Here is a 19,851-nt window from a genome sequence, read left to right on the forward strand (position 1 = left end):
TCGGTGTCCGCCATCAGGTGCCCACGGACCCGGTAGGCGTGGACGATCTCGATCACCCGGGCGGTCTTGTTGATCTGCCCCTCGGAGCTGACCGCCACGTCCCGCATCCAGCGCACCGGCTCGTAGGGGATCCGCAGCGAGGTGAAGATCTGGTCGTAGAAGCCGTGCCCGCCGAGGACCAGCTCATGGATGGTCTTGAGGAACTCACCCGACTGCGCGCCCTGGATGATCCGGTGGTCATACGTGCTGGTCAGCGTGATGATCTTGCTGACGGCCAGCTCGGCGAGGGTCTCCTCGGACATCCCCTGGTACGGCGCCGGATACTCCATCGCGCCGACCCCGATGATCGTGCCCTGCCCGACCATCAGCCTCGGCTGCGAGTGCACCGTGCCGATCCCGCCCGGGTTGGTCAGCGAGATCGTCGTGCCGCCGTAGTCCTCCATGGTCAACTCGTTGCGCCGGGCCCGCCGGACGATGTCCTCGTACGCCTGCCAGAACTGCCGGAAGTCCATCTGCTCGCCGGCCTTGATGGACGGCACCACCAGGGTGCGGGAGCCGTCCGGCTTGGCCAGGTCGATCGCGATGCCGAGGTTGACGTGCTCCGGCCTGACCAGCGCCGGCCTGCCGTCGACCTCGGCGAAGGAGTTGTTCATCTCCGGGTGCTCGGCGAGCGCCTTGATCAGGGCCCAGCCGATCAGGTGGGTGAAGCTGACCTTGCCGCCGCGCCCCCGGGCCAGGTGGTTGTTGATGACGATGCGGTTGTCCACCAGCAGCTTGGCCGGGATCGCGCGCACGCTGGTCGCGGTCGGCACCGCCAGCGAGGCGTCCATGTTCTGCACGATCCGGGCGGCGACGCCGCGCAGCGGGGTGGTCTGCGGGCCGGCGGCAGCCGCGCCGTCCGGTGCGGCGGCGGCCTTCGACGTACCCGTGCCCTTCGGTGCGCCCGTACCCTTCGTCGTCGCGCCGGCCTTCGGCGTCTCGGCGGTCTTCGTCGTCTCGGCGGCCTTCGACGCGTCGGCGCTCTTCGGCGTCGCGGCGGTGGTCTTCGCGGCGGTCGTGGTCTTCGGGCTCGCGCTCGGCTTGGCCCCGGCGGAAGCCCTGCCGTCCGGCTTCGGCCGGGTCGTGGCGGTGGCCTCCGGCGTCGGGGTGCCAGACCTGGCCGGCGTGGCGTCGGCCTTCGCCGGGCGGGCGGGCGCCGGCTGCTCGGCGGTCGCGGCGGAGCCACCGGCACCGGTCACCGTGCTGTCACCGGCACCGCCGCCGTCCGGGCCGGCCTGCCCGGCGTTCGGTCGGTAGTCGGCGAAGAAGTCGTGCCATGCTGGATCGACGCTGGCGGGGTCGGCGAGGTAACGCTGGTACATTTCCTCGACGATCCACTCGTTGGGGCCGAACCCCGCCAGTGGATTGTCCTGCGAAGTCTGCTGGGTCGACACGGCCGGTAATCGCCTCTTTCACGCGGGTCGTATGTCACGCGGTCTCCTGCCACCCGGGCCGGGGGGCTGCGTCGAAAGACGCGTCCAAGGCTACGCCGTGCGGTAACCGACAGCATTGTCGCATCGGACCCGTGTCGTGTTTCACAGGTTTTGCGAGTTGTCGGCTGATCGGTAACAAGGAACCCGGCCGGGCCGGTAACGAGGAACCCGACCGGGATCGATGACCCCGGCCGGGTTCCGGTGAACTGTCTAGCCCTGCCCGAGGGTCAGGAGACGTCGCGCTTCCGCATGATCAGCGTGCCGATGGTGCCGGTCACCACCGCGTAGGCGATCATGACGGCGGCACCCGCCCAGCGGGGCGGGCTGCCCGGCAGGTCGGTGCCGGTGGCCATCAACTGGGAGGCCAGCGACGGCACGATCAACTGAAGGTTGTTGATCCAGTCGCCGAACCGGTCGGCCAGGATCGACAGCACGATGATCGCCCCGATGTAGCCGGCGAGGTAGACCAGCAGCGCCGTGACGGTGGCGCCGATCTGGCTGCGGATCAACACCCCGAACCCGATGCCGAAGACGGCCCAGAGCAGGTAGGCGAGCCCGTTGAGCCCGATCGCCTGCCACACCGCGCCGACGCCGAGCTGGCTCGACACGTCCAGGCTGCCCAGGATGAGTGGGGTGAACACCAGGTTGAGACCGGTGGTGACGACCCAGAAGAGCAGCCCCAGGATGCCGGCGGCGACCAGCTTCGCCAGCACCACGGCGGTCCGGTGCGGCGTGGTCAGGAACGTCGTGGTGGCGGTCTGGTGCTGGAACTCGTTGGTGACCACGAGCACACCGAGCAGCATCACGATCAGCACGCCGAAGAACTGGCCGTTGGTGTAGAGATTCGCCGCCACGTTGACGTGCTCCCCGGCCGCCTGGAACTGCGGGTTCTGCGCGTCCGCCTCGGGCACGCCGACGCCGGCCGGATCGAGCAGGGCCTGGGACTGGAAATAGTTGATCAGCAGGGTCAGCCCCCAGAGGGGCAGCGTGATCAGGGCAAAGACCCACCAGGTGTTCGTGGTGCGGATCTTCAGCAGCTCGGAGCGGACCAGGTTCATCGGATCCCCGCCTTTCCGGCCGTCAGCTCCAGGAAGACGCCCTCCAGGTCCGGGCGCTCGGTGGTCAGCTCGTGCAGCTCGACCTTTGCCGCCAGCGCGGCCCGGCCCACCGTCGGGGCGTCCGCCCCCTCGACCAGCAGCAGGCCGTCGTCACTCCGGGTCACCGTGGCGCCGTTGCCGGTCAGCGCGGCGGCCAGCTCGTCGCCCTGCGGGGTCCGGACCCGGACCCGGCCCGTCTGGGCCATCGAGCCGACCACCTCGTCGATGCGGCCCTGCCGGACCAGCTTGCCGGCAGCGATGATCACCACGTCGTCGGCGAGCAACTGCATCTCGGAGAGCAGGTGGCTGGAGACCAGCACCGTACGCCCCTCGGCGGCGAGCGCCTTGAGGAAGCCGCGCATCCAGCGGATGCCCTCCGGGTCGAGCCCGTTCGCCGGCTCGTCCAGGATCAGCACCCGGGGATCACCGAGCATGGCGGCGGCGATGCCGAGCCGCTGCCTCATCCCCAGCGAGTAGCCCTTGAACTTCCGCTTGGCGGCCGGGGTGAGCCCGACCAGGGCGAGCGCCTCGTCGGCCCGCTGCTTCGGCAGCCCGGCGGCGGCACAGGTCACCCGCAGGTGGTTGACCCCGGTGCGGCCCTTGTGCGCACTCGACGCCTCCAGCACCGCCCCGACGTGCCGGATCGGTTGCGACAGGTCCGCGTACCGGGCGCCGCCGATGGTCGCGCTGCCCGCCGTCGGCGTGACAAGGTTGAGCAGCATCCGCAGCGTGGTCGTCTTGCCGGCACCGTTCGGGCCCAGGAAGCCGGTGACCCGGCCCGGCTCGACGCTGAACGACAGGTTGTCGACCGCGCGGACATTGCGATAGACCTTCGTAAGACCGGAGACCACTATCTGGCCGCTTCCGGCTGTTGGGCTCAGTCGCCCGTCGGACATGTCTCTCCCTCCGTGAGGCGTCGCCGTGCCGGCCACGCCGTCACCCAGCGTCGACAATCTGAGCCGCGCGGTCAATCGGGATCATTGCGTACCCGGTCCTCATCCCTGGGCAGGAGCCCGTCCTCCTCGAGCACGAGCCGCGCGGTGTGCGGAGGAGGGGCGAAATTTACCAGCTCGGACGCCCCCTGCGGGGGAGGTCGCGATTCTTGCCCGCCGGCCGGGCGCCGCGACCACATCCCGTTCACCGTTTCGACACGCCACCGGCCGTCAGCCGACACGTCCAGGGCAGGCCGGGGGCCTACACAGAGACCATGGCCGTTCTGCTCACCGCCCCGGCACAAACCGGGACCAGCGGATACACCCTGCTGATCGCCGAGGGCGCATCGCAGGTAGCCGCCGCACAACGACTCCGGCACGCCGTGTTCGTCGACGAGTTCGGCGCAAACCTCCGCTCGCCGACCCCCGGACTCGATGTCGACGATCTCGACAGGTACTGCGAGCACCTCATCGTCCGGGAGGACCGGTCCGGGGCGGTGGTCGGCACGTACCGGATGCTCCTGCCGGACCGGGCGGCCCGCGCCGGCCGGCGGTACGCCGAGGGCGAGTTCGACCTCTCCCCGCTCGCGCCGCTCCGCGACGAGGTGGTCGAGATCGGCCGATCCTGCGTCGACCCGGCGCACCGGTCCGGCGCCGTGATCAACCTGATGTGGGCCGGTATCGCGCGTTACCTGCAACTGCGCGGCCTCCGCTGGCTCGCCGGCTGCGCCTCGGTGCCGCTGCACGACGGTGGCGCGACCGCGCTCGGGGTCTGGGCGGAGGTGCGGCGGCGTCACCTCTCGCCGCCGCCGATGCGGGTCCGGCCGCACCGACCCTGGCTCGCCGAGCCGGCCGCCGCGGCCGCGCTGGCCTCCGCCGAGGCGGCCGCCGCCACCGGCGCGGCTCCGGCCGCCACCGGCGGCCGGGTGGCGATGCCGCCGCTGCTCCGCGGCTATCTGCGGCTGGGCGCCTGGGTCTGCGGAGAGCCGGCGTACGACCCCGAGTTCGACGTGGCCGACCTCTACGTCCTGCTCTCGATGGACCGGATGCCCGACCGGTACCGCCGGCACTTCCTCGGCCCGGACCGATGAGCACCCGGATCGCGCCGGCCCCGACCCGACCGGACCCGAGCGCCGCCCCGACACCCGACCGACCGCAGCCCGGCCCCGGTCCTGCCTCTGCCGTTCCGGTCTCTGCCGTTCCGGTCTCTGCCGTTCCGGCCACTTCCGCTCTGGCCTCCTCCGGGACCGCGCGCCAGCGCAGGTCGCTGTGGCGGCCGCAGTCCACCTGCGGGCCGGCCTGCCTGCCGGCGCCGGGGGAGACGCCGAGGGTCTCCGGAGCGCGCCAACTGGTCCGGCTGGTGGCGCTCGTCGGTGCCCTGCTCTTCGGCGCGCTGTTGCTGCCGGTGCTTCCGGTCCTGTCCCGGGCCGGCCGGCAGGTCGCCGGGCGGAGGTGGGCCCGCATGGTGTTGCGGGCCGGCGGCATCCGCCTCGACGTGCGGGGTCGGCCGCCGCAGCGACGGGCGCTGCTGGTGGCCAACCACGTCTCCTGGCTGGACGTCCTCGCCATCCTCGCCGTCACCCCGGCCCGGTTGCTGGCCAAGCACGAGGTGCGCCGCTGGCCGCTGATCGGGCCGCTGGCGGCGCTCGGCGGGACGGTCTTCATCGACCGGACCCGGCCGCGGACGCTGCCGGAGACGGTGGCACAGGTGGCGGAGGTGCTCCGGGTCGACGGCGTGGTCGCGGTCTTCCCGGAGGGTACGACCTGGTGCGGCCTGCCCCGGCGGGCGATCGGTTGCGGCGGGGCGGTCCCGTTCCGCCCGGCGCTCTTCCAGGCCGCGATCGACGCGGCGGCACCGGTGGTGCCGGTACGCCTCACCTACCGCCTCGCGCCGGTCGGGTCGGCCGGGGCGCTCGCCACCGGCTCCGGGGCGGCCGGGGCGGGGGCCGGGGACACCACGGCACCGGCCTTCCTGGCCGAGGAGAGCCTCTACACCTCGGTACGCCGGACGCTGGCGCTGCGCGGCCTGGTGGTGACCCTCACGGTCGTCGACGAGCCGTGGGCCGACGGCACCGTGGACCGGCGCCGACTCGCCGCGGCGGCACAATCGGCGGTACGCGGCACCGCCGTACCCGCCGGTGCTGCCGGGGGACCCGCAGTGCCCGCCGGTGCCGCCGTCGCCGAGCCTCCGGGGGATACGGTGCCGCTGGAACTGGCGGCCTGAGCCCCGAGGTCGCTGCCCGCCGAAGGTCGACGTCGCTCCCCACCGAAGGCCGACGTCGCTCCCCGCCGAGCTGGCGACCTGGCGCCGCTGCTCGCTCTGCGGACGCGTGGGCGTTCTTTTCGGCAACGCGATGTATCGCGTTATCGTGGTGGGACGCACGTCCGCCGTCCGTGCCCGCGCCCTGCCGGCCGGATCGGCCAGCAACCGGAGCGAGGCGATATGACGACCGTGTTCGGCCACGGCCGGCTCCGGCTCTATCTGCTGAAGCTGCTCGACGGTGGGCCTCGGCACGGCTACGAGCTGATCCGGCTGCTCGAGGAGCGCTTTCTCGGGCTGTACGCGCCGAGCGCCGGCACGATCTATCCCCGCCTCGCCCGCCTGGAGGCCGAGGGGCTTGTCACACACGACGCGGTCGGCGGCCGGAAGGTCTACCGGATCACCGAGGAGGGTCGGGCCGAGCTGCTGCGGCGGGCCGACGAGCTGGCCAGGCTGGAGTTTGAGATCCGCGCCTCGGTCTCGGACCTGACGCGGCTGGCGGGTGCGATCCGGTCCGAGGTACGCGGCTCGGTCCGCGATCTCAAGCAGGAGCTGCGGGCCGCCCTCCGACAGACCCGCCGGGGCGCCGGGGCGTGGGATCCGGGCGCGACGCGCCAGGACGCGCCGACGGGTGCCGGCGCGGAAACCGGAGCGGGACCAGGGGCCGGCACGGGAACGGGCGGCGGCGCGGCAACGGCTGCCGGTCCGGCAACAGGCGGCGGAGCGGGAAGAGGTGCCGGTGCGGCCGGAGACTGTCCGCCGGGACCGCACGCCGAGGAGTGGGCGGCCGGCGACCGGGCGAACCGGGCACAGGGGGACGATCCCGGCGACGAGTTCGACCGGGAGCTGCTGGCCTTCGTCGCCGAGGTACGCGCGCTGGCCCGCAGCGGCCACTTCACGGAGAACCAGCTGCGTACGGCGGCCCGGGTGCTCAACGGGGCCCTGGACGGGCTGCGCCGGCTGCTGCGCTGACCGCGGGAACGGCACGGTGCCGACTCTCAGAAAACTTTCAGGGGTTGCTCAGCCGAGCCGCAGCGGAAACACGGATGATGGCCAGATGGCAGCGACAACCCAGTGCGAGGCCCGGCTACTCGTCGTGGAGGACGACCCGAACATCCTCGAGCTGCTCTCCGCCAGTCTGAGGTTCGCCGGCTTCGACGTGGCCACCGCCACCAGCGGGAGCGCGGCGGTCAGCGCGGCGAAGGAGCGGCGCCCCGACCTGGTCGTCCTCGACGTCATGCTGCCCGACCTCGACGGTTTCGAAGTGATCCGGCTGCTCCGGGAGGGTGGCACCCGTACCCCGGTGGTCTTCCTCACCGCCCGGGACGCGACCGACGACAAGATCCGCGGGTTGACCCTCGGCGGCGACGACTACGTCACCAAGCCGTTCAGCCTGGAGGAGCTGACCGCCCGGATCCGGGCGGTGCTGCGGCGGACCGCGACCGGTGAGCACGCCCCGTCCCGGCTCACCTTCGCCGACCTGGAGCTGGACGAGGAGACCCACGAGGTGCACCGGGCCGGCAAGCGGGTGCAGCTCTCGCCGACCGAGTTCAAGCTGCTGCGCTACCTGATGCTCAACGCCAACCGGGTGCTCTCCAAGGCGCAGATCCTGGACCACGTCTGGAACTACGACTTCCGGGGCGACGACAACATCGTGGAGTCCTACATCTCCTACCTACGGCGCAAGGTCGACACCACCCAGCCCCGGCTGATCCACACCCTGCGTGGGGTCGGCTACGTGCTCCGCAAGCCGGCGGCGTGAATGCCGCTCTGCCGCTGAAGGGGCGGCTGCGGGCCACCCCGCTGCGGATCAAGCTGGTCGCCGCCGTCCTCGTCCTGGTCGCCGCCGCGCTGGTGGTGATCAGCGTGATGACGGCCTTCTTCCTGCGCAGTTACCTGGTCGGCCGGATCGACGACCAGCTCCAGGACTTCACCCGCCAGTCGAACGGAGAGCTGTTCGACCGGCTCCAGCGCGACCCGGAGACCGGGCGGCCGACGCTGCCCACCGACTATCTGGTGGTGCTGGTCAGCCAGCGGGACCGCAACTACATCCCGCTCTACGACGATCATGCGCTGGACGTGCCGAACCTGCCCGGCACGCTCAGCGACGCCGCCTGGTACAACCGGCACGCCGACCGGAAGATCTTCACCGTCGCGTCGAGCGACCGGCAGTACCGCTGGCGGATGATGATCGTGCGCGGTACGGACGGCAGCTTCCTCGCCGTCGGGCAGCACCTCACCGAGGTCGACCTGGCGGTCAAGGAGCTGATCTGGATCGACGTGCTGGTCGGCGGATCTGTGCTGATCACCCTCGCGGCGGCGGGGGCGGCGATCGTGCGTACCAGTCTGAGACCGCTGGTGGAGATCGAGCGGACCGCGGCGGCCATCGCCGGCGGCGACCTGTCCCGCCGGGTGCCCGATCCGGAGCCGGGCGAGATCGAGGCGAAGACCGAGCTCGGCCGGCTCTCCCGGACCCTGAACACCATGCTCAGCCAGATCGAGATGGCCTTCACCGCCCGGGCCGCCTCCGAGGCGGCGGCCCGGGCGGCCGAGTCGAACGCGCGCGGCGCGGAGGCGGCGGCCCGCAACGCCGCACTGGCCGCCCAGGCGTCGGAGTCGCGGTCCCGGCGCTCCGAGGAGCGGATGCGGCAGTTCATCGCCGACGCCTCGCACGAACTGCGTACCCCGCTGACCACCATCCGGGGTTTCGCCGAGCTGCACCGCCAGGGTGCCGCGGCCTCGCCCGAGGAGACGGCCCGGCTGCTCCGCCGGATCGAGGACGAGGCGGCCCGGATGGGGCTGCTCGTCGAGGACCTGCTGCTGCTGGCCAGGCTCGACCGGGAACGACCGCTCACCCTGGCCCCGGTCGAGTTGCCGGTGCTGGCCAGCGACGCGGTGCAGGCGGCCAAGGTGTCCCGCACCGGGTTTGATGGAGACATCGAAACCTGGGAGGAACTCCAGCGATGCCCGCACCGAAGAAGTACAACGATGAGCTGCGTGAGCGTGCGACCCGGTTGGCGGTCGAGGCCCGTCGGGATCCCGCCAGTGCGGTAGGGGCGATCCGGCGGATCGCCGGCCAGCTCGGGGTGCATCCCGAGGCGTTGCGTGGGTGGGTGAAGAAGGCCGAGACCGACGCCGGTGACCGTCCGGGCGTCACCAGCAGCGACGCGGAACGCCTGGCCGCGTTGGAGCGGGAGAATCGTGAGCTGCGGCGGGCGAACCAGATCCTGCGCTCCGCGGCGTCTTTCTTCGCGGCCGAGTTGGACCGGCCGTCGCGATGAAGGTCGCGTTCGTCGACTCGCAGAAGGTCGAACACGGTGTCCAGCCGGTCCTGCGGGCGCTGCAAGGCACGCCAGCCGAGATCGCACCGTCGACCTACTACGCCGCCAGGACCCGCCCCGCCTCGGCCCGATCGAGGCGCGATGAGGAGTTGACCGCGCTGATCGAGCAGATTCACGCGGTCAACTACGGCGTCTACGGGGCTCGCAAGATCTGGCACGAGCTGCGCCGCCAAGGCGTCGAAGTGGCCCGGTGCACCGTCGAGCGGCTGATGCGCGAATCGGGACTGCGCGGGCTGTTGCGCGACAAGTCACCGCGTACGACCCGGCCCACCGCCGAGACCGGACGCCCTGCTGACCTGGTCAAACGTGACTTCACCGCCGTGCGGCCAAACCAGCTGTGGGTCGCCGACCTGACCTACGTGCGCACCAGCGTGGGCTGGGTGTACGCCGCGTTCGTCCTCGACGTGTACTCGCGCATGATCGTCGGCTGGCAGGTCTCCACCAGCCTCTACACGGATCTGGCGCTCGACGCGTTGAAGATGGCGATCTGGCGCCGCGAACACCAGGGCGCCGACCTGCGCAAACTGGTCCACCACTCGGACCGGGGAGTCCAGTATCGAGCGATTCGCTACAGCCAACGCCTCGCCGAGGCCGGCGCCGTCGCCTCGGTCGGGTCCAAGGGCGACTCCTACGACAACGCGATGGCCGAGGCGTTCAACTCCCTGTACAAGGCCGAACTCGTCCGCAACCGAGGTCCGTGGCGCGGACTCGACGACCTGGAGATGGCCACCGTCGAGTACATCGACTGGTACAACAACCGCCGGCTCCACGGCGAACTCGGACACGCCCCACCCGCCGAACACGAAACGCTACACGCAATGACCCAACCGGTCACCACACCCCTGAAAACCAGCTAACCAACTCTCCACCAAACCCGGGGCTTGACACACCGGCCGGCGAACATCCTCATTTCGGCATGGGCGCGTATCGGTACCTGCTCGCGCCGGGCGATCAGGTCACGGCGCCCGCGTAGGCTCGGGCGGACGGCTGCTCTTGACGGCGACGTCGAGTCCGACTGGCGTGCCGGACAGCATGCGCAGGACCTCGGTGGCGCGGGCCTCGTCGGTGCGGACGTCGTTGGGTCGCATTTCGGGAGTGTTCATCGGAACGATGCTAGGCGTACCCGCCGGTCCTGTCGGTGCTGCTGGGACCGGGGGGTCCTGGCCGCATGATTCGGCAGTACGGCGATCGACGGCTACGGCTAGTGATGAACCGCCAAGCAGACCGCGCATCGTCTGCGGCAGATCCGGACACCGAAAGGCTCACGAGGTCGTCTCTGAAGGACGATTCTGAGCAGTGCCGACGGGGGGATACCTGCTCGATCCAGGCGAGATGCGAGGCTGAGCATGTGATATACCCGCTCGCGCGCCGCATCTATGACACTTGCCATCTGACCGGACGGTTCCGCCTTCGATCGGGGCAGGTCAGCGAAGAGTACTTCGACAAGTACCTGTTCGAAGGGCAGCCGGATCTGTTGCGCGAGGTTGCCGAAGCGATGGTGGCCTTGCTGCCGGAGTGCGACGTGCTGGCCGGGATGGAGATGGGCGGTATCCCGCTTGCCACGGTGATGTCACAGCTGACGGGGCTACCCACAGTCTTCGTTCGTAAGCAAGAAAACCATGGCCCCTGGCGGGGCCACCCACAGGTGGGTGAAACTCGGTCGGCGGTGTCGCTCGCCGTCGCCGGTTGGGCTTGGTGCCCTCGCGGTGCCTGAAAGCAAGAATGGTGCGGGAGTCCGTCCCTGGTACCCCAGGTTGTTGCCCCCTGTGCACGTGTCTCAGTGTCATGAGTCTATGACGGGCTCTGCGAGCGACATCGCCCCTGGCTGGTGATCGGGACGGAGGCGTGTCGTTTGGACGTGTTGTACACGCATGTCGCGGGGATCGATGTGCATAAGAAGCAGGTCACAGTGACGGTGCGGACCCCGGATCCGCGGCGGCCGGCGCTGCGGCGGGAGAAGACCCGCACGTTCCGCACGTTTTACGCGGATTTGCTGGCGATGGGAGCGTGGCTGGCCGAGTGCGGGGTGACCCGGGCGGCGATGGAGTCGACTGGCGCGTACTGGTGGCCGGTGTACGCCGCGTTACGGGAAGCCGGCGGGCCGGACCTGACGATCGACGTGGTCAACGCGGCGCACGTCAAAGCGGTCCCGGGCCGCAAGACCGATGTCAAGGACGCGCAATGGCTGGCCCGGCTGTTGGAGGTCGGCCTGCTACGGGGCAGTTTCCTGCCGCCGGACGACATCCGCGAGATCCGGGACCTGACCCGGTATCAGACGAAGCTGACCGAGGAACGCTCCCGGGAGAAGCAGCGGCTGCTCAAGGTCCTGGAGGCGGCCGGGATCAAGCTGGACGTGGTCGCCTCCGATACGTTCGGCGTGTCCGGCCGGGCGATGCTGGACGCCCTCGTTGCCGGCGAGCGTGACCCGCAGGTCCTCGCCGGGTTGGCGCGTGGGGTGTTGCGGAACAAGACCGAGGACCTGCGGCTGGCGTTGGCCGGCCGGTTCACCGCCCATCACGGGCAGATGATCGGGTTCCACCTAGCCCGGCTCGACCACCTCGACCAGATGATCGACCAGGTCAAAGAGAAGATCGGCCACCCCGGGGCCCCGGGCACCAGCCGCCGGGCGGCGACCGAACCCGCCGGGCTGCTCGCCCCGTTCGCCGCGCAGATCCGGCTGCTGACCAGCATCCCCGGGATCAGCGACCGGGTCGCGGCGGTGATCGTCAGCGAGATCGGCGTGGACATGAGCCGGTTCCCGTCCGCGAAGCATCTGGCCGCGTGGGCCGGGCTCGCCCCGGGCAACAACGAGTCCGCCGGCCGGCGCCACCGGGCCCGGCACCGCAAAGGCAACACGCACGTCCAGTCGATCCTCATCGAGGCTGCCCTGTCCGCCTCCCGCACGCGGACCCGGCTCGGGGCCCGGTTTCACCGGCTGCACCGCCGCTTCGGTGGCAAGGCGAACAAGACCGCCGCCAAGAAGGCCGGATTCGCCGTCGCGCACACCCTCATCAAGGTCATCTGGACCGTGCTGGCCACTGGAAAGCCCTACACCGATCTCGGCCACGACTACTACACCCGCCGCGTCAACCCCGAGACCCACACCCGCCGACTGATCGCCCAACTCGAGGCCCTGTCCGGCAAGAAGATCGTCCTCGTCGACCACGACAACGGCCCGTACGACGACGACAGCCTCGGCAGCCACCACGACGGCGAGGCCGCCGCCTGAAACGGCCTACCAGCAGCACCCGCACACAAGCGGTGGGAAGAGCGCCGACAAGGCCGTTCTCCGGCAAAAGGTCAGACCACAAGGGCCGACAACGTGGTCGCTCTCCCCACCAACGACCCAGCTTGCCGCACCCCGGCCACCCACGGCAAGCACCTCACCATGCTCGGAAACCATCATGTCCCGGCTCCGCCGGGACGCTGCCGCGCACGTGCTCAAGGTTCGAGTTTCGTCTCAGCCAAGGAGTACGGCACCAACAAGGCCGCCGAGGGCGGCCCCGTGAACGGTCGGCGGGTCGTAGTGATCGAGGACGTCGTGACGACCGGAGGTGCCCTACTGAGGTCGTGCGGGCAGCTACGGTCCATCGGCGCCCAGGTGGAGACGGTGGTCTGTGCCATCGACCGTGAGCAGGGCGGTCGTGCGAGCTTGGCGGTCGAGGCGCTACAACTTCGCGCCGCTCTCACCCGCCGCGAACTAGAAGCTTCCCTGACGGCGTGACAGCTCTGGTGCCGCTCGACCAGCGGCAAATCAGTGCACCTGATCTTGGATAGGAATCGCTGGCGGGGATTTGGCGCGGCTGCCCTGTGCTTGTCGTGCAGGTGGGTCGTGGTGGGCGCTGCGGCGTCGTGGCGTATGACGAGAGCTTGGGTTTTGGCGGGCTGTGAGCAGGCCGTGACGACGGCGACGATGGCCTGTTTCGTCTTGCCGACGCCGTCACACGCGTTAGCTGGCTAGCTTTTCGCAGAGTGTCCAGATGGCGTCGCGGTTGCGTTGGTCGAGGACTGCGGTAGGCCATGGGGTGCGCTGGCATTTGCTGTTGACGTAGGTGCTGTGTAGGTCGGCGGCGTGAGGGCTCGATGCCAGGTAGATGCTGGAGCGGGAGGCTTTGACCAGGGCGCGTTGTCCGTAGAGGACCGGCATCAGCAGCCGTAGCAGCGGCACGATCGGGCGTGCTGCGGGTGGGTACGTGTCGACGGTGAGGCCCTGGTTCATCGACGTGTACGCGTGTCCGGGATACGCCACGTTGAGGTTTACTCCGCTGCCGCGCAGGCGCTCGGCGAATGTGTAGCTCATCGCCATCAGCGCCAGCTTCGTCTGGTTGTAGAACGACAGCCCGACGTACGATCGCTCGCCTTGCAGGTTGTCCAGGTCGATCCGGCCGCGTGGGACGCCGCCGGTGATGTTGATGACCCGGGCCGTTGTCACGCGGGACAACGCCGGCAGCAACCGGTGGATCAAGATATACGGCGCGAGCACGTTCGCGGCGAAGGTGGTCTCGACGCCGTCCTCGGTCAGTTCCCGCCTCGCCATGGTCACGCCCGCGTTGTTGATCAGTACGTCGAGGGTCCCAAGACGGTCCTCCACCTGGTCGGCCAAGTGGTGCAGGTCCCGTTGGCGCGTCATGTCCGCGGTCAGCGAGTCCACCTGGTCGTTGCCGGTGTCGCGGCGCAGTTCCTTGACGGCGTTCCGCGCCCGATCGGGGTCGCGTCCGACCACCAGGACTCGGGCGCCGAGGCGGGCCAGCCCTCGGGCGGTCTGCTTGCCGATTCCGCCGGTGCTGCCGGTCACCAGGACCGTCTTGCCACGCAGTGGTTCTGTCATGGCGGCCACTATACGACACCGAGTGACATATTCGTCATCTGATGTCGTGAAGTAGACTTCGGTGCGTGACTGGGTTGCGGGAGCGTACGCGGCGGGCGGTGCGGGCCGACCTCGCTGACGTAGCGCTGCGGCTGTTCGCCGAACAGGGCTTCGACCAGACCACCGTCGACGAGATTGCCCAAGCGGCTGGGCTCACCAAGCGGAGCTTCTTTCGCTACTTCCCGGCCAAGGAGGACGCGGTCTTCGGCGGTGTCGACGTCACCGGCGAGCAGGTCGTCGACGACATCCGCGCCCGTCCGGGCGACGAGGACCCGTGGCACTCGCTGCACCAGGTGCTGCGCCGGTGGCAGCAGCAAATCCACGCGTCCGAGCAGGCGCTGGCGAGCCTCCGCCTGATCGAGTCGACACCGTCACTGCGCGCACGCCTGCACGAGAAACGCGCGCACTGGCGGCAGCAGGTCAGCGACGCGCTGCGCGACCGGCCCGACGCGGGACTCGAAGCGTTCACCGCGGACCTGCTGACGAACGCCGCCACCGCTGCCCTGGACACTGTCTCGCATGAGTGGCTGCGCTCCGGCGGCACCGCCGACCGAGCAGCGTTGCTGGACCGCGCCTTCACCCTCATACGACCGGCGCTGCCGGCCCGTTGACGCGTGAGTCATCGAGACACACCTCGGCGATGAGATCGAGCAGGCACTGCGGCCGTGGACTGCCTCCGTTCGGCGCTGATCCAGCTGTGGTCATCTCCGCGGCCAGGCAGTTGCGCCTTGCACGATCGGATGTTCGTAGTTGGCCTGTGCTGCGGCCGGCAGGATTCTGGTCTGCGGGCGGGCGTTGCGGCAGGGAGAGTCAGGTAGCCGATGGGTTCCGTGGCCAGGCGTCGACGAACCGCTCCAAGAGTTCGGCGAGCGTGCGCGATTCCTCTGGGGTGAACTCGGCGAGGGCCTCGGCCACGCCTCGTCGACGCCGCTCATGGATGCCGGCGACGAGCTCTTTGCCAAGTGCGGTGAGGCGGATCAGGACGTACCGCGAGTCGCCCGGCGCCGGCTCCCGCTCGATGTACCCCTCAACGGTCAACTCTGTGGTCAGCCGGCTGGCGCGCGGCCGGTCCACCCCGATCGCATCGGCGACTTCCGAGATCGACAGGGCCGTACGGCAGCCGTCGAGGGCATCGAGGTAGCGATAGCGGGCGGCGTTCGTGGCAGATGCCGCTGCGGGATCGCCCTGCGCGGCCCGACGCTGGAGGCGGCGTGCCTGGTGATCCCGTCGGATCCGGACGAGGGCCATGGCGATGACCTCATCTGGTCCGCGCTCCTCCGCCGTCATGTCGACCAGGCTACAACAGTTGTAACTTGACAACTTAATTGCCGTTCCTGTTGCATCGGTTGCATGAATACAACTGATGGCGGGCGTCGCCAACCCCCGATCGGCTACGCCCTGCGCAAGCTCGACCGCCTGATCGAGGAACGGTTCGAACGCACTATCGGCAAGCGTGGCGTCACCCGCCGCCAATGGCAGCTGCTGAACGCCCTCGTCGACGGCGGCTACTCCTCGGCGGCACTCAACGATACGTTGGCGCCATTCCTCGACCGGGCGGCCGGTGAGTCCGTCCAGCAGCACATCGACCCGCTGATGCAGCAAGGACTCGTTCACCACGACGGCGACGCCTTCACCCTCACCGACGCCGGACGCGGCCTTCTCCGAAGCCTGGCGACCGATGTTCAGGCCCTACGCGAGCTCACCGCCGCCGGCCTCGACGAGCGGCAGTACGAACAAACGGTCGCCAACCTCCAGACCATGATCCACAATTTGGAGGGCGCGCGATGAGCGAGCCGGACCAGTCCTGAGCCGTCCACTCATCGGCCGTTCAGGGAGCCGGCCGGCGCCGAGGCCGCCAGGAAGCGTGACGGCTCCGGTCGGTGGCGGCGGGCGCGGACGAGGGCTGGGGCGAAAGGGGCGTCAGCCTGCCGCGCCAGCGGCGGCTGCCGCCGCTGCTGATCGCGCGACCGTCATCGATGATCCTCTGGATCGCGTTTGCCGCCCATACCGATCGGCGGAATTCGGCGAAGCGGTTGCGTACCTGCATGGGCGGTAGATCCGGCACGATGTGCTGTTCCCAGTTCAGTGCGCTGACCAGGCCGCACAGCGCGGCTGTCCGCGCATCAACGCGGTCCGGTCGGGTCGCAGCAGAGCGAATCTGTTGGCGGGCCTCGGTCTTGGCTGATGGTTCCGAGCCGTCCTGCGTGGGATAGCGGGTACGGGGCACCACCTTCAACACCCTGTCGGTCTCGCGCCGGAGTGTGGCTGCGTCGATGAGTTGGCTCAGCACGGCCGAGCGCACGTCCTTGGTGAGCCGAATGATCCATTCTCTGGGCGCGCGGGCCCGGCGGTCGTGTTGCAGGTGGTGGAGTGCGGAGTCTGTCAGCGGGACACCGGTGGGGGTCGGATTTGTGACCACGACGTCTTTTCCGACAACGTCGATGCGCTCCGCCAGGGCCAGGTCCGTGAGCAGCGCGCCGGCCAGGCCGTAGTCGAGGTTCGCGTCGGTGCCTCTGGCCACTCCGTCGTTGTCGTAGGCGAGCAACGCGATCAGCTCGGCAAGGGACATGCTGGCCATGATTGAACGGTAGCCGGCGAGTGCTGGGGGGCCGAGGATCCACTGCCTTCGGCAGCTCGGCGGGCGGGTGGGCCGGCTGCCGCCCGCCGAGCGGTTGCTCAACGGTGGCTTTCCATCATGGACCTGAGCGCGTCGAGCGTGGACTGGTGCGGCTGGTCGATGACGGCCTTCGACTCGTCCACGAGGCTGGTCAGGCGGGCCGTCTCGGCGTCGGTCAGGTGCTTGGCGACGTCGGTTGCGGCGATGTTGACGCGCAGGTGGTCGGGGTTGCTCGTGCCGGGGATGACGACCATGGCGGGGGAACGGCGCAGCAGCCAGGCCAGCGCGACCTGGGCTGGCGTGGCACCGAGGCGCTCCGCGGGGCCGACCAGCTCGTCGTAGCCGGTGAGTCGTCCGGATGCGAGGGGGTGGTAGGGGACGAAGATGATGCCCTGTGCCTCGCAGTCGGCGAGGACCTGGACGCCGCTGCGGTCGAGCAGGTTGAAGCGGTTCTGCACGGCGGCGATCGGTGTCATCTTCTGTGCGCGGGCCAGCATCTCCGGCGATGCGCCGGAGAGCCCGATGCGGCGGATGAGCCCCTGGTCACGTAGCTCGACGAGCACGCCGAGTGAGTCCTCCAGCGGCACCTCGCTGCGCGATGCCGCATAGTCGCCGGCGAGCCGCAGGTACGTCAGCTCGCTCACGTCCGTACCCAGGTCGGCCAGCGCCTCGTGGACCTGCTGGCGGACCGTGTCCGGATGGTCGGTGACGATCCACGACCCGTCCGGGCCGCGCCCGGCGCCGACCTTGTTGCCGACGATCACCCCCTCCGGGAACGGCCGCAGCGCCTCCGCGATCAGCCGGTTCACCGTACGCGGCCCGTACGCGTTCGCGGTGTCGAAGAACGTGACTCCCAACTCGACCGCCAGGCGCAGCGTCCGCCGCGCCGATTCCGGGTCGTCCGGCGGCCCCCATACGTTCGGCCCGGCGAGCTGCATGGCGCCATATCCGACACGATTCACTGCTACCCCCTTTGTATCACTGCTACGGCGTTTTGCGTAGCGGTGCGCGTCTCATTGATACGCCAAATGCCGTAGCATTGCAACCGTGGACGACGCGAAGACCCGTACTCGACGGCAGATCATCGAGGTGGCGGCGGGCATCCTGGAACGGGAGGGTGTGCAGGCCGTCTCCACCCGCTCGGTCGCCGCGGCGGCCGGCATCCGCGCCGCCTCCCTCTACCAACTCTTCGGCGACAAGGATGGTCTCCTCGCGGCCCTGGCCATCCATGCCTTCGACCTGTACCTCGCCGAAAAACACACTCTGGCGCGCTCCGGCGACCCGGTCGACGACATGCGCCGCGGCTGGGACATGCACGTCGACTTCGGTCTGCGCCACCCCGCCCTCTACCTGCTGATGTTCGGCCCCGACCGCCCCGGCCGCCGCCCTCCCGCCGCCGACCAGGCACACGACCTGCTGCTGACGTTTCTCGACCGCATCGCCTCGGCCGGCCGCCTCCGGGTCCCACCCGACCTCGCCGCCCAGCTCGCGGTGGCGGCCGTCACCGGTGTGACCCTGTCGCTGATCGGCGCGCCCGCGGAGAAGCGCGACCCGGAAATCTCAACGAAGATGCGCGATACCCTCATCGGCTCCCTGACCAGCGATCCGCCCTCGGCAACGGACTCCGGCCTCGCCTCCCGGGCCCTCGCCCTCGACGCCGCCCTCACCACCGCAGGCGAGGCCACTCTCCCGCTCCGCTCGACCGAGATCGCCCTCCTGCGCGACTGGCTCCGCCAGCTTGCCCGCTGACCCGGAAGCTTGTGCGGGCATGTCAGGTCTGTCGAGTTTCGGTAACCGAGCTGAGATGGCTACCTGCGTCCGGTACGGGGTCGGCCGTCGAAGGTGATCTCGAAGGCGTACGGGCCGCTCTCCAGCGGATGGCCCGGCGTCTGCGTCCGGTGCCCGTGGGGTCCGGGGCCATCACCGCCAGGTACACGCACGTGAGCGCGGCCCCTTCGTGGGGGAAGTGGCGACGGGCGCGGACCGCCTTGCGGATACGGGTGTTGACGCTCTCGATCGCGTCCGGTGGGGCCCCGCGATCGTGCGGATCTCACCGGCCCACAGCCCGAGGAAGTCCCGGTGGTCAGCGGTCTCGGTGCGGATGCCGTTGCGGGAGTTCCCGCTGCGTCGGCGGCCGGGTCGTGCCGGTCGTAGCCGAGGTGGTCGGTGATCCCGCCCTCCGGGCCCCGCCTCATGGGCGCATGATGCGTGGTGCGCCGAGGTCCCGATTGTCGATGTGGACATCGGCCCGATGCTGTGGATGGCACACGTCGAAGTAGATGCGTTGGGCATCTGTGTAGCGACGAACGCCGGGGTGCTCCGGGTCGGGCGGTGTCCCGTCGCGCGCCGCCATGCGCCGTGCTGTCTCAGCGAAGGGCACGTCCAGGAAGACCGTCAGGTCCCAGGCCGTGACCAGCTCGTCGCGGTGTAGGAAGAGCCCGTCGACGACGAGTACGGCGGCGGGCGGCGCCACGAGCGGTTCCGGGTCCAGCGGGGTGTCGGTGGCGAGGTCGAGCGCGGCCTTCCGGTAGAGCCGGGTTCCGCCGGGGCCGAGGGGATCGAGGACGTCGGCGCGGAATCTCGGATAGTCGAAGGCGTGCCGCCAGAATCCTTCCGGCGATTCCCGTCCCTGCTGATATCGGACCGCGCGAGGATTGTGGAAGCTGTCGAGGGAGATTCGGACGACGGAGCGGCCGGACGCGCGAAGTTCGGTGGCGAGTTCGTCTGCGAACGTGCTCTTCCCGGATCCGTCCGGCCCATCGATCCCCACACGTGTGCAGAGGTCGTCGCGGGGACCGGGTAGGAGGCCGGTTACCCGGCGGATGACCTCGCGCCGTTCGGCTGAAGTGATCATCCGACGAGCGTTTCATGCTGACGCATCGGCCGCTTCACGCCGTTTCGGGTGGTGTGGCGGCGAACAGCTGTGCGACCAGTTGGCGGCGGCTGCGCACGGAGGTCTTGGCGAAGATGGCCTTCAGGTGGTCCTGGACCCTCAGGTTGGTCAGCGAGAGGATGCGGGCGATGTCGCTGGTGCTCCTGCCGCGGACCACGTGCAGGGCCACCTCCATTTCCCGGGGCGTCAGGCCGTAACCGATGAGTGCGATGGGCACGACTTCCGCCGGCGACGCGACGGTGGCGACGACGCATATCTCGGCCGCCCGCATGAACGCCGCGCATCCCCAGCGCCCACCCTGGGCGTCGAAGTTCGCCCGCAGCTCGTCGCCGAACCCGGCGGGCAGGAGCTGTTCCCGGTAGCGGATGCTCT

At 69.9% G+C, this 19,851-nt stretch carries 20 protein-coding genes and 3 pseudogenes; 12 read left to right on the forward strand and 11 right to left on the reverse strand.

What is annotated here, in order from left to right; genetic code table 11:
* From ACN27G_RS36790 to ACN27G_RS36800, 3 genes are all read right to left on the reverse strand, one after another.
* Positions 1-1,361: 2-oxo acid dehydrogenase subunit E2 (locus ACN27G_RS36790; RefSeq protein WP_421497637.1), on the reverse strand; the 1,361-nt coding region annotated here is incomplete at its 3' end.
* 338 nt (positions 1,362-1,699) lie between these two features.
* Entirely contained in the window at positions 1,700-2,530 is an 831-nt protein-coding gene (locus tag ACN27G_RS36795) for an ABC transporter permease (RefSeq protein ID WP_421490724.1), read from the reverse strand.
* Positions 2,527-3,465, reverse strand: coding sequence for an ABC transporter ATP-binding protein (locus ACN27G_RS36800; RefSeq protein ID WP_421490725.1), 939 nt, complete (start codon positions 3,463-3,465; stop codon positions 2,527-2,529). Before ACN27G_RS36800 ends, ACN27G_RS36795 begins: the two co-directional genes overlap by 4 nt.
* 311 nt (positions 3,466-3,776) lie before the next feature.
* Here ACN27G_RS36800 and ACN27G_RS36805 point away from each other — a divergent pair, with 311 nt between their 5' ends.
* From ACN27G_RS36805 to ACN27G_RS36830, 6 genes and pseudogenes are all read left to right on the forward strand, one after another.
* Positions 3,777-4,592 (forward strand): GNAT family N-acetyltransferase, encoded by an 816-nt coding sequence (locus tag ACN27G_RS36805; protein ID WP_421490726.1) that lies wholly within the window; start codon positions 3,777-3,779, stop codon positions 4,590-4,592.
* Positions 4,593-4,732: 140 nt separating this feature from the next.
* On the forward strand, positions 4,733-5,725 hold the full coding sequence (locus ACN27G_RS36810) for a lysophospholipid acyltransferase family protein (protein ID WP_421497183.1): 993 nt from the start codon (positions 4,733-4,735) through the stop codon (positions 5,723-5,725).
* A gap of 219 nt (positions 5,726-5,944) precedes the next feature.
* Positions 5,945-6,733 (forward strand): PadR family transcriptional regulator, encoded by a 789-nt coding sequence (locus ACN27G_RS36815; RefSeq protein WP_421490727.1) that lies wholly within the window; start codon positions 5,945-5,947, stop codon positions 6,731-6,733.
* 85 nt (positions 6,734-6,818) lie between these two features.
* Positions 6,819-7,523 (forward strand): response regulator transcription factor, encoded by a 705-nt coding sequence (locus tag ACN27G_RS36820; RefSeq protein WP_421490728.1) that lies wholly within the window; start codon positions 6,819-6,821, stop codon positions 7,521-7,523.
* Positions 7,520-8,671, forward strand: a pseudogene (locus ACN27G_RS36825) (histidine kinase dimerization/phospho-acceptor domain-containing protein); the annotation flags it as partial. The gene ACN27G_RS36820 and the pseudogene ACN27G_RS36825, both read left to right, overlap by 4 nt.
* 53 nt (positions 8,672-8,724) lie before the next feature.
* Positions 8,725-9,959, forward strand: a pseudogene (locus ACN27G_RS36830) (IS3 family transposase).
* 99 nt (positions 9,960-10,058) lie between these two features.
* On the opposite strand, the gene ACN27G_RS36835 reads toward ACN27G_RS36830, so the two are convergent.
* Positions 10,059-10,205, reverse strand: coding sequence for a hypothetical protein (locus tag ACN27G_RS36835; RefSeq protein WP_421490771.1), 147 nt, complete (start codon positions 10,203-10,205; stop codon positions 10,059-10,061).
* A 245-nt stretch (positions 10,206-10,450) separates the two neighbouring features.
* On the opposite strand from ACN27G_RS36835, the gene ACN27G_RS36840 reads away from it, so the two are divergent.
* The 3 genes from ACN27G_RS36840 (at position 10,451) to ACN27G_RS36850 (ending at position 12,826) form a co-directional block, all read left to right on the forward strand.
* On the forward strand, positions 10,451-10,816 hold the full coding sequence (locus ACN27G_RS36840; RefSeq protein ID WP_421490772.1) for an orotate phosphoribosyltransferase: 366 nt from the start codon (positions 10,451-10,453) through the stop codon (positions 10,814-10,816).
* A 144-nt stretch (positions 10,817-10,960) separates the two neighbouring features.
* On the forward strand, positions 10,961-12,331 hold the full coding sequence (locus ACN27G_RS36845; RefSeq protein ID WP_421490773.1) for an IS110 family transposase: 1,371 nt from the start codon (positions 10,961-10,963) through the stop codon (positions 12,329-12,331).
* A 159-nt stretch (positions 12,332-12,490) separates the two neighbouring features.
* Positions 12,491-12,826, forward strand: coding sequence for an orotate phosphoribosyltransferase (locus ACN27G_RS36850; RefSeq protein ID WP_421497188.1), 336 nt, complete (start codon positions 12,491-12,493; stop codon positions 12,824-12,826).
* 225 nt (positions 12,827-13,051) lie between these two features.
* Here ACN27G_RS36850 and ACN27G_RS36855 read toward each other — a convergent pair whose 3' ends face one another.
* A complete protein-coding gene (locus tag ACN27G_RS36855) occupies positions 13,052-13,930 on the reverse strand; it encodes an SDR family NAD(P)-dependent oxidoreductase (protein WP_421490774.1) in 879 nt (292 codons plus the stop codon).
* A 65-nt stretch (positions 13,931-13,995) separates the two neighbouring features.
* Between ACN27G_RS36855 and ACN27G_RS36860 the strand changes: the two genes are divergently transcribed.
* Positions 13,996-14,580, forward strand: coding sequence for a TetR family transcriptional regulator (locus tag ACN27G_RS36860; protein WP_421490775.1), 585 nt, complete (start codon positions 13,996-13,998; stop codon positions 14,578-14,580).
* Positions 14,581-14,779: 199 nt separating this feature from the next.
* Here ACN27G_RS36860 and ACN27G_RS36865 read toward each other — a convergent pair whose 3' ends face one another.
* On the reverse strand, positions 14,780-15,256 hold the full coding sequence (locus ACN27G_RS36865; protein WP_421490776.1) for a MarR family winged helix-turn-helix transcriptional regulator: 477 nt from the start codon (positions 15,254-15,256) through the stop codon (positions 14,780-14,782).
* A gap of 63 nt (positions 15,257-15,319) precedes the next feature.
* Between ACN27G_RS36865 and ACN27G_RS36870 the strand changes: the two genes are divergently transcribed.
* Positions 15,320-15,757: a MarR family winged helix-turn-helix transcriptional regulator gene (locus ACN27G_RS36870; RefSeq protein ID WP_421490777.1), complete on the forward strand. Its 438-nt coding sequence runs from the start codon at positions 15,320-15,322 to the stop codon at positions 15,755-15,757.
* Between the two features lie 40 nt (positions 15,758-15,797).
* Here ACN27G_RS36870 and ACN27G_RS36875 read toward each other — a convergent pair whose 3' ends face one another.
* Together ACN27G_RS36875 and ACN27G_RS36880 are read right to left on the reverse strand one after the other, a co-directional pair.
* A complete protein-coding gene (locus ACN27G_RS36875) occupies positions 15,798-16,547 on the reverse strand; it encodes a GOLPH3/VPS74 family protein (protein WP_421490778.1) in 750 nt (249 codons plus the stop codon).
* A 98-nt stretch (positions 16,548-16,645) separates the two neighbouring features.
* Positions 16,646-17,548, reverse strand: coding sequence for an aldo/keto reductase (locus tag ACN27G_RS36880; RefSeq protein ID WP_421490779.1), 903 nt, complete (start codon positions 17,546-17,548; stop codon positions 16,646-16,648).
* An 85-nt stretch (positions 17,549-17,633) separates the two neighbouring features.
* Here ACN27G_RS36880 and ACN27G_RS36885 point away from each other — a divergent pair, with 85 nt between their 5' ends.
* Positions 17,634-18,335, forward strand: coding sequence for a TetR/AcrR family transcriptional regulator (locus ACN27G_RS36885; RefSeq protein WP_421490780.1), 702 nt, complete (start codon positions 17,634-17,636; stop codon positions 18,333-18,335).
* Between the two features lie 59 nt (positions 18,336-18,394).
* Here the strand turns inward: ACN27G_RS36885 and ACN27G_RS36890 are convergent.
* The 3 genes and pseudogenes from ACN27G_RS36890 to ACN27G_RS36900 all read right to left on the reverse strand — a co-directional run.
* Positions 18,395-18,609: pseudogene (locus ACN27G_RS36890) on the reverse strand (transposase); the annotation flags it as partial.
* A 168-nt stretch (positions 18,610-18,777) separates the two neighbouring features.
* Entirely contained in the window at positions 18,778-19,440 is a 663-nt protein-coding gene (locus ACN27G_RS36895; protein ID WP_421490781.1) for a uridine kinase, read from the reverse strand.
* A gap of 34 nt (positions 19,441-19,474) precedes the next feature.
* Positions 19,475-19,851, reverse strand: a 377-nt coding sequence (locus tag ACN27G_RS36900; protein WP_421497636.1) for a response regulator transcription factor, incomplete at its 5' end; no start/stop codon positions are given.

The organism is Plantactinospora sp. WMMB334 (assembly GCF_049179095.1).
Classification (GTDB): domain Bacteria; phylum Actinomycetota; class Actinomycetes; order Mycobacteriales; family Micromonosporaceae; genus Plantactinospora.